General features: G+C 42.3%; 16 protein-coding genes and 1 pseudogene. 4 read left to right on the top strand and 13 right to left on the bottom strand.

The genetic code is table 11. The features are described 5' to 3' along the window. Positions 1-3: 3 nt before the first annotated feature. The gene (locus DXD68_RS09835; RefSeq protein WP_118158618.1) at positions 4-399 is read left to right on the top strand and encodes a hypothetical protein; all 396 of its coding nucleotides are present in this window, start codon (positions 4-6) and stop codon (positions 397-399) included. On the opposite strand, the gene DXD68_RS09830 is transcribed toward DXD68_RS09835, so the two are convergent. Further along, positions 383-799, bottom strand: coding sequence for a hypothetical protein (locus DXD68_RS09830; RefSeq protein ID WP_118158617.1), 417 nt, complete (start codon positions 797-799; stop codon positions 383-385). The two genes, DXD68_RS09835 and DXD68_RS09830, sit on opposite strands and share 17 nt — an antisense overlap. Before the next feature lie 13 nt (positions 800-812). Then, positions 813-1,643, bottom strand: a complete 831-nt coding sequence (locus DXD68_RS09825) for a hypothetical protein (protein WP_118158616.1) — start codon at positions 1,641-1,643, stop codon at positions 813-815. A gap of 274 nt (positions 1,644-1,917) precedes the next feature. On the opposite strand from DXD68_RS09825, the pseudogene DXD68_RS09820 reads away from it, so the two are divergent. Beyond that, positions 1,918-2,678, top strand: a pseudogene (locus tag DXD68_RS09820) (ParA family protein). A gap of 4 nt (positions 2,679-2,682) precedes the next feature. Then, on the top strand, positions 2,683-2,940 hold the full coding sequence (locus DXD68_RS09815) for a hypothetical protein (protein ID WP_004328504.1): 258 nt from the start codon (positions 2,683-2,685) through the stop codon (positions 2,938-2,940). A gap of 188 nt (positions 2,941-3,128) precedes the next feature. Here DXD68_RS09815 and DXD68_RS09810 read toward each other — a convergent pair whose 3' ends face one another. Genes DXD68_RS09810 through DXD68_RS09800 form a run of 3 tightly spaced genes read right to left on the bottom strand, consistent with a single transcriptional unit; the run spans position 3,129 to position 6,431 of the window. Next, positions 3,129-4,250 carry a fimbrillin family protein gene (locus DXD68_RS09810; protein WP_122361471.1) on the bottom strand — a complete coding sequence of 374 codons (1,122 nt, stop codon included), beginning with the start codon at positions 4,248-4,250 and terminating at the stop codon, positions 3,129-3,131. 43 nt (positions 4,251-4,293) lie between these two features. Further along, positions 4,294-5,214: a DUF5119 domain-containing protein gene (locus DXD68_RS09805; RefSeq protein WP_118399414.1), complete on the bottom strand. Its 921-nt coding sequence runs from the start codon at positions 5,212-5,214 to the stop codon at positions 4,294-4,296. Beyond that, positions 5,211-6,431: a DUF3575 domain-containing protein gene (locus DXD68_RS09800; protein ID WP_122361470.1), complete on the bottom strand. Its 1,221-nt coding sequence runs from the start codon at positions 6,429-6,431 to the stop codon at positions 5,211-5,213. Before DXD68_RS09800 ends, DXD68_RS09805 begins: the two co-directional genes overlap by 4 nt. Before the next feature lie 303 nt (positions 6,432-6,734). Here DXD68_RS09800 and DXD68_RS09795 point away from each other — a divergent pair, with 303 nt between their 5' ends. Continuing rightward, positions 6,735-7,793 carry a LuxR C-terminal-related transcriptional regulator gene (locus DXD68_RS09795; RefSeq protein ID WP_018665648.1) on the top strand — a complete coding sequence of 353 codons (1,059 nt, stop codon included), beginning with the start codon at positions 6,735-6,737 and terminating at the stop codon, positions 7,791-7,793. A gap of 353 nt (positions 7,794-8,146) precedes the next feature. Here DXD68_RS09795 and DXD68_RS09785 read toward each other — a convergent pair whose 3' ends face one another. From DXD68_RS09785 to DXD68_RS09750, 8 genes are all read right to left on the bottom strand, one after another. Next, the gene (locus DXD68_RS09785; RefSeq protein ID WP_081032677.1) at positions 8,147-8,458 is read right to left on the bottom strand and encodes a hypothetical protein; all 312 of its coding nucleotides are present in this window, start codon (positions 8,456-8,458) and stop codon (positions 8,147-8,149) included. Positions 8,459-8,481: 23 nt separating this feature from the next. Then, positions 8,482-9,072 (bottom strand): DUF4948 family protein, encoded by a 591-nt coding sequence (locus tag DXD68_RS09780; RefSeq protein WP_009316585.1) that lies wholly within the window; start codon positions 9,070-9,072, stop codon positions 8,482-8,484. A gap of 70 nt (positions 9,073-9,142) precedes the next feature. Then, positions 9,143-9,691 carry a hypothetical protein gene (locus tag DXD68_RS09775; RefSeq protein ID WP_009316586.1) on the bottom strand — a complete coding sequence of 183 codons (549 nt, stop codon included), beginning with the start codon at positions 9,689-9,691 and terminating at the stop codon, positions 9,143-9,145. 144 nt (positions 9,692-9,835) lie between these two features. Then, entirely contained in the window at positions 9,836-10,846 is a 1,011-nt protein-coding gene (locus DXD68_RS09770; protein ID WP_009316587.1) for a hypothetical protein, read from the bottom strand. Positions 10,847-10,919: 73 nt separating this feature from the next. Continuing rightward, a complete protein-coding gene (locus DXD68_RS09765) occupies positions 10,920-11,384 on the bottom strand; it encodes an Imm21 family immunity protein (protein ID WP_009316589.1) in 465 nt (154 codons plus the stop codon). 71 nt (positions 11,385-11,455) lie between these two features. Next, positions 11,456-12,205, bottom strand: coding sequence for a DUF4241 domain-containing protein (locus tag DXD68_RS09760; RefSeq protein WP_004327342.1), 750 nt, complete (start codon positions 12,203-12,205; stop codon positions 11,456-11,458). Between the two features lie 80 nt (positions 12,206-12,285). After that, entirely contained in the window at positions 12,286-12,900 is a 615-nt protein-coding gene (locus DXD68_RS09755) for a suppressor of fused domain protein (RefSeq protein ID WP_122361469.1), read from the bottom strand. A 77-nt stretch (positions 12,901-12,977) separates the two neighbouring features. Then, positions 12,978-13,565 (bottom strand): hypothetical protein, encoded by a 588-nt coding sequence (locus tag DXD68_RS09750; RefSeq protein ID WP_009132151.1) that lies wholly within the window; start codon positions 13,563-13,565, stop codon positions 12,978-12,980. Between the last annotated feature and the right edge of the window lie 54 nt (positions 13,566-13,619).

The raw sequence follows: 13,619 nt of genomic DNA, 5'->3' as shown, positions 1-13,619 counted from the left end.
AGCATGGATAAGGACAATCGCAAATACCGGTTCTGCTTCATCGACTATATGTGGTATGTAGCCGAAAAATGGAGCGAGCGAGAGCATAACAATCTCAATGGGAGAATGTTGCTTTTCCTATGCTGGCTGTTTGCCATAACCATACCGCTTGGAATACCGCTACTATTTCGCCTTTTCAGTTGGATAATTGCTTTTGCCATAGTAATGATTCTTTGCTTTCTTCCCGACTTATTTTGCCAGCTCCGCTACACAGCCGAGCGGCGTGAAGCGCTCCGTAAATATTACGGAAAGATGAAACACTCCGGCAGGAAGCTCGCCAAAATAGTCCTTATCGCCATCGCCCTGACCGTAGCGAATTTCGCACTAATGTTTCACTTCGGATTTATACATTGGGCATGACAATGCCTGTCACTACCGCCACTGCAATGACAACGGCATAGTACACCTCTATCGCCTTTTTCCAATATAGAGGACGCAAATCAAGTTCTTCTCGGATTTCCATTCTCCAATTAGAAGGTTTGAACTGAAATCCGGAGATGCACCATGCTGCGACAACCGCCCATCCGATCAATATGCCGGTAACTATTTTCTGACCGTTATTCGGGTCGTCTTTTAGCGTAAGTAATGCCACCAAAATTAATGAGAGATAGGGAAGTCCAATTATCCCACCAGCCCGACGCTCCACCCAATCATGCCCCCCTTTCCTTCGCAACATATCGTAGGCAAGGATGTATGCGGTTTTATGTATCATCGCAATCAAGCGAAATAAATGAGGTCTTCCTGTTTCTGCTCTTTTCATACTTTTGTAGGTTTTAAAATTCCATATCCTCCGTCCATTCCAGAGAGTCCACCGGACAAAGCCCGGCGTTTCTCACCTCGTACCATCCGGTCAGCAGTACCCTTATGCTGTCCGGTGTATATCCTTTGATCCATGTACATTCGACAAACTTCTGGCTGCCGTCTTGGATTTCATCAAAGGTGGCATGGTTCAATAGCCCTACACGGAACTCTCCTCCCATATCTTCCTCCCTTACCTGCATGACATAGACCGGTTGCCCGTATCGGGATGTGCGACCGTCCTGATTAATCAGATATTGCAAGGCTTCGCTGGGTACTTCCTGACGGGCTCCTACCGTGATATGCAGCGCAAGGTAATCCCTCCACCTTTGCGGAACTTCCGTCCGTGTGTTCTCCACCGGCTCCGCCTTGCGCCCGTCTATCCGCATCAGTGTGCTTGGCAACAGGTACATTTCGGCAATCATCAGAAAGCCGAGGGAGAACAGGAAGAAGTAACATCTGAAGGGGCTGAACCTGCGTCCCTCATAGTGCTGCATGACCGCTTCCCTTCGTGAAAACGGGTATATCCGACCATTCGATAGATAGTGGAGAATTGCGACGATTCCGGCTATCATGGCGACTGTAAACCACTCAAATACCGTGGAGTCGAAAAGGAAATGAGCGGTTGTAAGGAAGATCGGCTCATAGATAAATATCATGATGCAAAGCATCAGCATGGACTCCCCGTCGGGGCGTCTTGGCTCGCCCTTGTAATGCCTCTGTGCCATTTCTCCCAACCAGAACAGGTAGTCGAAGAAATAATAGCGCCGTTGTCGTTCTTGCTCCTTATAGTCCCGTTTCTTCATTCTAAATATAATATTTGGTGGCTAACCGACCTTTAGGGGAGGTTACGCCGTTTGCTATCTACCGTTGTTTGATTTCTTTCGTTTAATATGTCTTTGATTAATTCCGGTACAGAAACAAAACGTACCGAAAGACGGAAACAGGATTTATTTCGGTACGCTTCCCCGATCGGTACAAAAAACACGCAAAAAACGAGAAATACTACTTTTAGTATTTTAGTATATTAGTATTTTAACTATATTTGCGGACATGACAACCATTTAAAAAACTGAATTTATGAGCAAAGCAAAAGTAATCTCCGTATTGAATCACAAAGGGGGAGTAGGAAAGACTACAACCACGATCAACCTGGGCGGCGCGTTACGTCAAAAAGGGTACAAGGTTCTTTTGATCGACCTTGACGGGCAGGCCAACCTGACCGAATCGCTGGGCTTCTCTGCGGAGCTTCCCCAAACGATCTACGGTGCGATGAAAGGCGAATACGACCTGCCGATCTACGAGCATAAGGACGGTCTTAGCGTCGTTCCCTCCTGCCTGGATCTCTCGGCCGTTGAAACGGAGTTAATCAACGAGGCCGGGCGGGAACTTATCTTAGCCCACCTTATCAAGGGCCAAAAGGAAAAATTCGATTATATCCTGATCGACTGCCCCCCCCCTCGCTGTCGCTGCTCACGCTTAACGCACTGACGGCCTCGGATCGGCTGATTATCCCGGTTCAGGCTCAATTCCTGGCAATGCGTGGAATGGCCAAACTTATGCAGGTCGTCCACAAGGTGCAGCAACGTTTGAACTCGGATCTTTCGATCGCCGGGGTCCTGATAACCCAGTACGACGGAAGAAAGAACCTGAACAAGAGCGTTTCGGAACTGGTACAGGAAACATTCCAGGGCAAAGTGTTCAGCACCCATATACGCAACGCCATTACGCTGGCCGAAGCCCCGACACAAGGGCAGGATATTTTTCACTATGCCCCAAAATCTGCCGGGGCAGAGGACTACGAGAAGGTATGTAACGAACTGCTAACAGAAATAAAGTAACCATATGGCAAAGAAGAACGATTTAAAAAACAGTATGTCGGCCGGGCTGACCGGGGGATTAGACAGCCTGACCCAATCCACGGCCGGGCAAAAAGAGGCTCAAAAGCCGAAGAAAGCGAAAACCGTGCATTGTAATTTTGTCATGGACGAAACCTATCACCAGAACTTAAAGCTGATCGCGATCCGCAAAGGCGATTCGCTAAAATCGGTATTGCAAGAGGCTATATCTGACTACTTGGATAAAAACAGTTCCCTGCTATAACAGCGTATCGGGAATATACAGGGCAAACACTCCACAAAAGAAATTCTCCAGGAAAAAGGTACGCAAAAAGCACCCCTACACATCAAAAAGTATATTGAAAATGCGATTCCCTATAAAAAACCCGTTGGCAGGGTTAATCTTGCGTATGTTTAACCTGCCAACGGGTACGATATTAATAAACGTTTGGATTAAGGTTGGACGTTTACGTCTTTATCTGCATCAACCCAGCCTGTTGTCTCTGCATCAAACTGGATCGGATTCAACACAGCCTCTCCCTGATCATCATAACCACCACCGAAAATCAACGTGTAGATATGACGCTTGCCCTGTTCCCATGTATCTCCGAACGGAACATAAATTGTTTCGTATTCGCTTGCTGAACCCAACAGATAAGCTCCGGACTGCCGGATTTTGCAGGCGATCTCCAGATAACATTGCTTCGCATTATCGGCCTCCAACTTGCTTTTGGTGGCTGTTTCGGAAACTTTCCAAGCAGTCAGCTCCTGTGGTATATTCAGCATAGGAGTATTTGTGGTAATATCGGTAGCTTCGGTATTGCTATTGACCGTGATGTTTGCGTTTTTCACTACGGTAAATGCGTGTGGAAATGCTAAATCAGACGAACTCCAACTTCCCGTTCCATCGGCTGCCGCAGGCAATGTGAAGGCGCCGGCAAATTTGAAATTATGAATCTTGATCACGTCGATGTCCACCTGCATGTTATCGTATTGGGTCTTTGCTTTGAATACGACCTGTGACAGAATATGTTTGAAATTAAATTTCACTATTCCGTTGTTCATGTCTTTTGTCTGGCCTTTGGCCATGGCATACATCACGTCGTAGTTTGCATGAGTAGTACCGCTTCCATACTCATCCATGCAGGTATAACTTATCTTTTGGACATCCTTGGTGGCTTCCCAACTATAAAACACTATCATGTCTTCACTAACCGTTCCGGGATTGAACGCGTAAAAGTCCAAAGCCTCGGTAGGCCAATAACGAAGGTCGTTCGCATCGTCATAATCCCACTTACCATTTTTGTACACGATCTTCACTCCGTCATGTCCAAATTCCGTGTCTACCTTTCCCATGAAGGCAGTACCATCCCCCGTAAAAGCGAACACGTCGAAATCGGTGTTCTTCAAGTTGTCGGGGGTAGTAGGGATAGCCCTCGTTTCCGCCGCATTACTTAACACGTTAAAACCAATCGCATTCCGTGAGGAGGTTTCCACATTCGCAATCTCCTCGTCTGAGCAACCCATGAGTAGAGCTCCAAAGATTGCCCAAAGCATTACTGTACTTTTTTTCATAAAATGAATAAAATTGTTAATAAATATAATTAATAAAACTCGATTACAACACTATATCCACATTCACATCATCCCAATCATCAACGTCCACATCAAATCCCGGACCGCCACTTCCCGGCTCGGATGGTACCTCATAATCAAAATTCAACACCAGATGCACATCACCGACATGCCCCGCTACCGGGACATCATGCACTTGGTCGCTCACGTCCTGTTCCAATACAGACATGCTGCCGGAACGGTTCTTGAGATACAGCCGGAAAACATTGGGCTCTCCTTCAAGTGCGGAATGTCCAAACGTATAGAATCCGCCTATAATCTGATTCCGTGAAACCATTCCATCAAAGAGCAGGCTCTCCGAAAGACCGGCGGGCAAACTGTCGCCGGACATGTTAAGCGAGCCGGACATGCCGGAAAGAGCAGCCCGCAAATCCGCCACCCTATCCAGTCCCCGAAGACCGTTCACCTCATACGTGTAGTGACATACCATGTTTACGGGAGTTAGCCGTACTATCTCCGCGCTTCCTCCCGGAATGTCCTTGAGGATAACTCTGTCTATATGGTCGCCACACAGCCAGGGTGGGGTGACAGCCATTGTCCGGTTATCCGGCGACCGAACATCACGCGTATCGGCAGTAAAAAGCGTGTAACTGCCGTTTTCTTTCCAAACCATCCCGTCGGTATCGTAGTTGAAGCAAATTACCCGGTAATCATTCTCGGGGAGCTCCACTTCCCCATCCTCTCCTCCGGGGAAATCAAATATCCACGTGTTGCTTTCATCGTCGGTCGGATAAAATACGACCCTCATGCCTTCAGGCTTGTCATGATTGGAAATCTTGGTCCAGTCGAATATTACCCGCACCGTGGCAAAGTGCGGATGATCGTAACATAAATCCTTATGCTCACAAGCCGTCAGTCCTATCCATAAAAATATGAACACCAGACAAAAGCGTATCCGTATCACTGCCTGCCTCCTTTCTTCTCGTTGTAGTTGCCACGGCCGATCAACCACACCAAAGAGATACCCGCCTTGGTCGGGCCGAACCAGCGGCGTTTTTTAGTGGTCTGCCATACATAGTGATCGTCCAAAGGGATGTACTCCTTGTACGATCCTCCAAGGTAGCCGATTCCCAACGTGAAATCCACATTGAACCGATGTCCCACAGGTAACGAGTAGCCGTAAGCCACGCCTCCCCCGTAACTCCATTTATCCCCCAAGTAACCTTTCCCACCCAATTCGAAATCATAGGTGACGATCTGCCCGTACAATCCGACATGATGCCCGGAAAACGGTTTTTCCACCGCTCTCCGACCGAACCAGCGGCGCAACTCCACATCTCCCCCATAGATACGCCAATAATTATGCTTCCGATCACTTTTCCACCAGGCATACATCCAATTCCCGGCCACAGACCAGTTCTTCCCCAAACAGAACTCAACCCCGATGTCAGGTATCAAAACAGCGTCATAAAGCAAGTTTGTTTTCACCGCCATGCAAAACGGCCGTTTCTTTACCGGAGCTATGACGGTAACGGTATCACGGATGCACAACGTATCACGTGTATGTATATATACCGTATCTCTGACGGGATTTATCGGATCACTATCATAGCATATTTTCACCATCGACGAACGAAGTTTCGGAAAATGGAATTTATACAAATATGAGTATGGCCTCCCCCCTTTCAGTCTTTTCAGTTCCCCCCCCCAATAAGGGCTATCCTGGTTTTCCAAACGTACGATCTTCTCCAACAAACGAAGGACATCCTCCCTCTCCGGAACATTCACATCCGCTCTCACCATCGTTATAAGTCCGTTCCAGTCGCTTCCCGAAAAATGAAAATCCCACTCCAATACCGGAATCTTTATATAAGGTGATATATACCGCCACAAAACCTCTGCTCGTTTTTCAGACAGCCTTCCATTCAACAGCCCCCCTCCTTCCGGGGAAGCTCCTCCTATTATTTGAATTTTCCTGATAAGACGGACGGAGTCGTTCAATGCGGAACAGATTTTAGCAAACCGCTCCATCTCGTTCCCATTGTCAAGTAAACATGTATCTATATTTACCTTTCCTTGATGAAAATAGATCCTTACCGAATCACGCTTCTCCTGAGCGGATATTTCTCCGCTTATACTCAACACGAGCACGAACAATACACATTTAATATAAAAAAACATCTTTTCGTCATTTAATCATTTGTTAATATGACAATCCAAACCCAGGCTTTTACACCCCTTGAATTTCGACCGCAAAATACACACCTATAAACCAACCTCCAAAGCAAAAAACAAGTATTTTAAACTTATAAATACTTAAAAAGACGACCACACAACAACTACAACACTTACCACAGCAGCCAATCATGCTTACACAACAACTAAAAATACTTAACATCATAAAGAAAAGTACTTAAACATACAAAAAAACAGTTATCTTTGCAAGAAACATCATACTTAATAACACTTAAAACAATAAAATACATGATATTCAGCACAAAAGCCGCCTCTTTTCTAAGTTCAATAAAAACTCAAACTTACGACAAAAAAGAAAGAGAAATGATAATAACGTATCAACAAAAACGAGTCTTTCATCTATCCCTGCTCATGCTGGTCTTATGCGCACCCATATACATATATTCAGTTCCATTTCCCAATGAACAGTTTTATTATATTAACAGCGTATTATTCCTGTTTATCATTATGTGCACTCTCGCTTATTTTAAAAAGAGAGTAAATCTGACCACGACCTTTTCCATTATACTGATAGCCATACATATCGAGATTTTTATCGAAATAATTTATTGCTCAATATGTAGCGGATATGAATATAGTTATCAAAGAGCATTGATAATGAGTAACATTACTATCTCTCTCTTATTTACCATGCTTTCCATCTGTGCCTATATGAGTAATATCTCCATCCTATTGTCCTCCCTTACCATAGCTTCCTATACAATCTGCACACTTATCACCGACGAACCGTTCCTATACAGTTATCTGCCTTTGATCATCATCATATACACCATGATCCCCTTATTAGGAAGATCCTTACACAGTAATATCAGCAGCTTGCTAAAAAGTAGCAACTTGCTAAAAGAGGAAGAGGAAATGCTTTTGAAACGTCTCCAAATGAAAAAGGAAGAACTATTCGCGTTCGCCGAGTTGTTAAGCGAGAATAACCCGGAAGAAAAGACAAGCTCCCTGTTAAACATAATAGGGGAACAATCCAAAGAAAATCTTTTTACAGCCCTTGCCGCATACCAGAAAAAGGAAAAAAGTAAACTTGATACAATCAGGAGAATATATCCCAATTTATCCCCGTCCGAATTAAACATCTGCCGTTTAATACTGCAAGACAAGACCGTCAGCCAAATATGCGAATTATTACATCGGAGTAGCGGAAACATAACCAGCCAACGAGCGAACATACGTGCCAAACTCGGACTGAAAAAAAGCGACAATTTAAAAGAAGCATTACAAGAACGCATGAGGCTGTATGAAGAAGAACACCGGCAAGAGGACTTTTCAGCCATGCGTTAGGGATTGCAGAGTAAAGCCCACAGCCTTTAGGCGAGGACTTGAAACGTAAAGCCCGACCGTCCCACGGGAACGCCCAAAAGAAAAAAAATCCCCCGAACATTCCTGTTTCTTCATTCTAAACATAATGTTCGGCAGCCAATCGCTGTTTATGGCAATCTTTTCATTTCGCTCAATTACAAATATATATCATAAGGAAGAAACTTCAGAACATTCGGTCTTCCTTTTTTCTATGGTATGCTCAAAAGCATTTTTTGGGGATGCTTGTTTGGACGTTCTCCCTAAGGTCGGTGGAGCTGTCTCGCCCGAAAGTTTCCCGGCGTTTAATCGTTAGTTAGGGACAATAAAGCAAACCCCTATCCATAAATGACTATACAATTCCAACAACATCGAAGTAGTGTCAGTACAAAATGTACCAACAGTATTTTTCCGCTATACTTGAAACGATAGCAGGCAGATGCGACAAAGCCGATGGCACTCCAACCAATCGCCACCCGGCTTGTAAAGATATAGTTTTCGGAAGATTCATAGCTCCAACCTAATCCTTCACAACCTATCGGGTAAAGTTCCGGATGCTTTGAGAATTGTATAGAATCACTGACAACCATCCACAGCAATAGCAGACAGCATAGTCCCCACAATATCCTTAATACCAATCTTGATTTCATATTGTTTTGTTCATCATTTCAGGTTATCGTAAATGGTCTAACTCGATGTACCAACCTTCCTTGATGGGCTTGTAAAGCGTGGTGTCGTTGTACGTCCTGCGGTAGATCTCGTTTAGGTCGCCATGTTCGGTGATACGGATATTCCGACGGCTTCTCAATCCGGGATCGTAAACGAAACTCTTGGACGTTCCTGCATCTACGATACTGTGGGAGTAGTACGGCATAAAAAGGCTCACATATACCGAATCTGCCGTTTCCCATTCCCTGCGATCAACAAGGATAAAACCGCATCCAATCTCTGATAACAGGGAGTCGAGTAGGATTCGGTCTGGCTTTAACAGCCCATATACCGGGATGTCTTGTTCGTCATTTGATTCATAGGATGTATCACTTTGCTCTATTGAATCAAGTATAATGATCCCGTCAGGAGAAAGTGGCGGGTAGTGAAAACTACCTTCTGAACTCTCTGACATGATTTCGTACACCTTACGGAACGCCGCCTCGTGCGTGGCAAAGTGGCGTATCATTTCCTCATCGCTTGGCGGCATAGGCGGTTCTCCGCAGCTTGCAAGAAATAGTGTAATAAGAACCCCGATTACGTAATACATTCTCATGTTCTTCCAGTCTTATAACTACTTTAATAAGTAAATTAAGAAATTGCTTTCGCTATTTTGCCATTGAGTTTTACTTTCTCTTAAAATCGTATTTGGAATAAATCATGTCAAAATTTTCATTCTGTTCCCATGAATATCCGTAGAGAAAGAGCAACGTGTTTTCTGCTCCGCACAAAACCTCTGTCAAACCGTTATCGGACAAGATTTCTTTTACCTTTGGATATGTTAGATTAGGTAACTCAATGTTTAATAGCGATGAAATGTGATCGCGTTGGGCATCATCTATATTCAAGTGGATGGCAGTAACGTTTGGCGGGACAGGGAGTTGTGATGTCTCAAATTTTATTTCATCATCAGGATGTTCCTTGAAATACTTTTCAATCTTTCTCATAACAGCTTTGGTTACATGTTGGCACAGCGACAAATCACATGTGGACATTTCCATGTTAAATTTGAATGTATTGTTGAAAGCTTTCTGTAGCACAGCTTCAACACCAATTGGTTCGCCTTTGTGCAACCTGTCACAATCGAATGGTGAGTACTTCGGATGCAACTCTTTCACTTTCCAATAACCCGTTCTATATTGTGTAACCCAATCTCCAATATTGATTTTTTTCATGGCATTATTTTTTTTGTTCAATCTTTTCCTTCAAGCTTTGAATGTTCAGCAGGGAATGGCTTACCGTTATCCTGCGTTGTTATCAGTATTATATCTTTTTCATTATTTAATCTAATGGTTCTTAGTTTATTGTAGTTAAAACAATTATTCTAATTGTGTGTCTGTCTTCATTTCTCTCTGTTTGCTTTCCCTTATCGCATCTATCTCTTTATAGGTGTCGTCCACAATTTGATGGGATTCCGTATTTAGTTTCTTTGCATATTCCTGAACAATAGAATTTATTTCATGATAAATCCAGGCGGCTACAATCAGTATTGCAAAGACAGCCAATATTTTCTTTATCGGTTTGAAGCGGAGCAGATAACCTAAGAAGGCAAACAAGATATAAGCGATGTATATATACCCGGTATTGAGAGTCCTGCCAAAATATTCCAGTCTATGACGTCGCAGTTCGTTTGAAGTTTCCCATGCACCGATTGCGTGCTGGTACAATTCTGTATGTGCTACCAACCTCAGACTGTCTTCGTTGGCAACAGGATGAACGGCATCTTGATACACAACTCCGATTTCTCTCAATCGGTAGCTGTCATAGGCTTTTGATGCTAAGGTATCCGGAAGTATTGAGAGCAACAGACCGCATGTGTCAATATCAGCCTGAAAAGATGTTTCAAGAGAATCAATCTGGGCTATCAGCTTTGTTTTAGACATAGACATCGGCTTTTTGTTCAATATCTGTTCTATGCTTATACCGTACTTGTCCGCCAGTGACCGGGGATAGCTGTGGTTCATATCAACTATTTTTCCGACGGATATGACCATCATCTGTGGACGCACAAACCAGTCATAATAATAAGTCATTGCCGACAAAGGAAGGACAAGAATCAGACCGATTGCCAATGTCCGGAAAAAACCGGTCCACTTTTCTCTATCCATAGCCCAAAAGACCAGGAAGGTTGCAACGCTCAAACTGTATGGAATCAGAGATGTAAATGCTGTCAGTCCTAGCTGCACACAAAAGCTAAGAGCTTCTTCTGTAGGCAGATCATAAAATGTACCTTTGTTCACTTCCTTGATTACAAGTCCCGCAAAGCCACACGCCACAGCGATAGTAAAAATCACAATAAAATAGATGCAATTCTTCTTCAAATGTTTCATATTCTTTTTACTGATAATGTTTGGTGGCTAACCGACCTTTTTCTGGGGAGGTTTAGCCGCATGTTAATCGTCTTTATTGGATTGAATGTATTATTAAAGATACTTCGTCTTTTTGGTAATGATAAGTTTTTATTATACAAGATGTTTTTTGTAGTGATAAAAACACTTTAACCGATGCTTCACAATAGGGAGACAAAGAATCAAATAGGACTAATTCAGTAGAATCCCATTTTACTTCAACTTCTTCTATCGGTTCTGCTCCAGTTACTATATCATTCTCCAGAAGTTTTTCCACCGTTAGATAATCGGGAGCATACTTCCAACGAATTATTAAGATTGCTCCATCTTTATTTACTATGCGTGTAGCCATCGGTTCATCTCCCATTACCAATAGGACATGATTGTCTATATAGATTTTCCCCAAGTAATCTGTTACGCTACATATAGCATTGTAGTCTTCTTGACCGTTCCATTGATGGGCATATTGTTGCTCAACAATGACAAATGGGCTTCCTTCTGTTGCAATCCAATTATTCATATTTTTTCTCAGCGATTAATGGGTTGTAAATAGCAACTGTTAGGGTTGCTTATTTATTTGTTATCCGCACATTAATTCTCTTCATCATTGCCATAGGCTAATTCTATATCAATAAACTGAATTACCAACTGACATATTTCGCCGCCTTCGTCTATGCCCCAATAAACCGGATACGTACCATCTCCGAACCCTGATTGAAAAATGGGAATATGATACTCCGTCCCCGGCACTTGCCAATTTAACCAGTCTCCGCCTGCACGTTGATATTCTGGATGGAGATAATAGTTTTCTTTGAATAATGCAGCAAAATATCCATCATAAGGATTATCATCGGGATTATCTTTGCGCCATTGTTCATCCCAGTCGCAATAAATACGGTGGATAATTTCATCACATACACATCCTAAACCAGCATCTACACAAAATCCAAAGTAATCACCCTCTTCCAATGTTTCAAGGTTTTCATTCCCAACTAATGCTTCATAGAATCGAACAGCCCGCTTTTCATTGAAGCGCAAACGTACTGCGGCATAACGGTCGCAATCCTCGTCGTCAGATTTGATTACACAAATTTCCGTTTCATATTTACCCGCAGGAGCGTTCTGAAAATATGGACGTTCGTTTCTGTTTGGGAGATATACCAATGGATCTCGTACCAAAAGATTTCCACTCGGCAAATCGCAAGAACCGATATTAATCGTCGTTAACGATTTTCCTGCAATTTCTTCTTGCTCAAAATAAGTATTGAGGTCAACAGGGCAGACGGTTTTTTCTTTTACCGATTCCCATTTTTTCATCCAGTTGTTTTCTAATTCTTTCATATTCCTTTTTGATTTTTAGTTGCGGATAATGGTATGCAACTTGCCGCCGTTAGGTGGCACAGGTGCTTGTTAGCTGCTTGTTACACTATACTTCCTCTTTTATAATCAGTTATGGAATGCCCTAATTGAGTTATTAATTCTTGAACAGTTAATCGTTTGTCCATTATTTGTTGAAGTTCATTATTAGTTACACCAACCAACTGGACAAATTGGAGTTTTCCATTTGGGGTTGTAATTTCTCCAGCTTCATCAAGAATGGTAACGAAACCTGTTAATTCAGACAATCCTTCTGAGTCAATTCCATTCGTTTGACCAGTATAGATATATTCAAAAGGTTGGAATATAGAACCATTTGAGAACGTTTCTCCTGCCAAGGATTGTAAAATGCCACAAACACATTCTAACTCATTTTGGACATTGTTCAAAGACGATTTTTTTAGTTTCAAAGTAAATTCAAAACCGTAACCGCTATATTCCTTATCTTCGGATTCTTTTTCATAAAGTTCAGACAATCCGTAAGATACAAAATGAAAAAAATCGTCACTTTCATACACATTTATATTATCTAACGGATCTCCTCCAAGTCTGTATGAAAACAATGGAGCGAAATGTAGTGGTTCCGTTTGCTCTGGATATAATTTTAGGAATGTATCTGTTATTGCATTCCAACCAGTCATGTTTTTTTCTTCTTCCATATTATTCTTATTTTTTGTTTTGCAGCTAATGTCCGGCAGATAATCGACCGTTAGGGAGATTCATCCGCTTGTTATCGTCATAAATTGTACTTCATTAATAATGATTTAAATTCTTCATTTAACCTCTTTCCTCCAAATTGAGCAGCAACTTTTTGAATACTGTCTTTTTGCATTACAAATTCCAATTCAGTAGGCTTTAATTGAGAACAACACCAATCAAATACACGCAAATTGGGAATATTGGCTATGCTTTTTATATCAACTAAATTTTTACATTCAAAAATAAATAATTTATATAAACTATGTAAGTTCGATAAATTGGGGAATTTGATAAACGGTTGTATGTAACCAATGATTAGTTCTTCTAAAGAAGAAAGATTGGCTATATAATCAAAAGTTTGCTCTTCCTTTGTGGCAATACCATTAATACATAATTTCCTTAGATGTGTCAATTTGCTTAATGCTGTATAGTCATTGAATTTACACGCATACATCCTAATATCTTGCAATTCGGGCATATCCAAAATAAAATCCATTGAGTCGCCTTTGATATGCCACAACGATAACATAGTTGCATCTTTATACTTATTCAATTTGATTTGAGGACAAGTAAGATATGCAACGTGAACACCATTCTGCTCAATTTTTCTAATGCCTTTCTCCATATTCTTTTGACGATAATGTTTGGCAGCGTTCCGCTTTAAGCGGTAGTGCTGTTT

The organism is Parabacteroides sp. TM07-1AC (assembly GCF_003480915.1).
In the GTDB taxonomy this organism is placed as follows: Bacteria; Bacteroidota; Bacteroidia; order Bacteroidales; family Tannerellaceae; genus Parabacteroides; species Parabacteroides chongii.
This window is presented reverse-complemented; position numbering and strand designations above follow the sequence as displayed.

What these genes read in the sequence shown, in the direction of transcription:
- DXD68_RS09835 (WP_118158618.1), top strand. Translation starts at nt 4, where the DNA reads ATGGATAAGGACAATCGCAAATACCGGTTCTGCTTCATCGACTATATG.
- DXD68_RS09830 (WP_118158617.1), bottom strand. Translation starts at nt 799, where the DNA reads ATGAAAAGAGCAGAAACAGGAAGACCTCATTTATTTCGCTTGATTGCG.
- DXD68_RS09825 (WP_118158616.1), bottom strand. Translation starts at nt 1,643, where the DNA reads ATGAAGAAACGGGACTATAAGGAGCAAGAACGACAACGGCGCTATTAT.
- DXD68_RS09815 (WP_004328504.1), top strand. Translation starts at nt 2,683, where the DNA reads ATGGCAAAGAAGAACGATTTAAAAAACAGTATGTCGGCCGGGCTGACC.
- DXD68_RS09810 (WP_122361471.1), bottom strand. Translation starts at nt 4,250, where the DNA reads ATGAAAAAAAGTACAGTAATGCTTTGGGCAATCTTTGGAGCTCTACTC.
- DXD68_RS09800 (WP_122361470.1), bottom strand. Translation starts at nt 6,431, where the DNA reads ATGTTTTTTTATATTAAATGTGTATTGTTCGTGCTCGTGTTGAGTATA.
- DXD68_RS09795 (WP_018665648.1), top strand. Translation starts at nt 6,735, where the DNA reads ATGATATTCAGCACAAAAGCCGCCTCTTTTCTAAGTTCAATAAAAACT.
- DXD68_RS09785 (WP_081032677.1), bottom strand. Translation starts at nt 8,458, where the DNA reads ATGAAATCAAGATTGGTATTAAGGATATTGTGGGGACTATGCTGTCTG.
- DXD68_RS09780 (WP_009316585.1), bottom strand. Translation starts at nt 9,072, where the DNA reads ATGAGAATGTATTACGTAATCGGGGTTCTTATTACACTATTTCTTGCA.
- DXD68_RS09775 (WP_009316586.1), bottom strand. Translation starts at nt 9,691, where the DNA reads ATGAAAAAAATCAATATTGGAGATTGGGTTACACAATATAGAACGGGT.
- DXD68_RS09770 (WP_009316587.1), bottom strand. Translation starts at nt 10,846, where the DNA reads ATGAAACATTTGAAGAAGAATTGCATCTATTTTATTGTGATTTTTACT.
- DXD68_RS09765 (WP_009316589.1), bottom strand. Translation starts at nt 11,384, where the DNA reads ATGAATAATTGGATTGCAACAGAAGGAAGCCCATTTGTCATTGTTGAG.
- DXD68_RS09760 (WP_004327342.1), bottom strand. Translation starts at nt 12,205, where the DNA reads ATGAAAGAATTAGAAAACAACTGGATGAAAAAATGGGAATCGGTAAAA.
- DXD68_RS09755 (WP_122361469.1), bottom strand. Translation starts at nt 12,900, where the DNA reads ATGGAAGAAGAAAAAAACATGACTGGTTGGAATGCAATAACAGATACA.
- DXD68_RS09750 (WP_009132151.1), bottom strand. Translation starts at nt 13,565, where the DNA reads ATGGAGAAAGGCATTAGAAAAATTGAGCAGAATGGTGTTCACGTTGCA.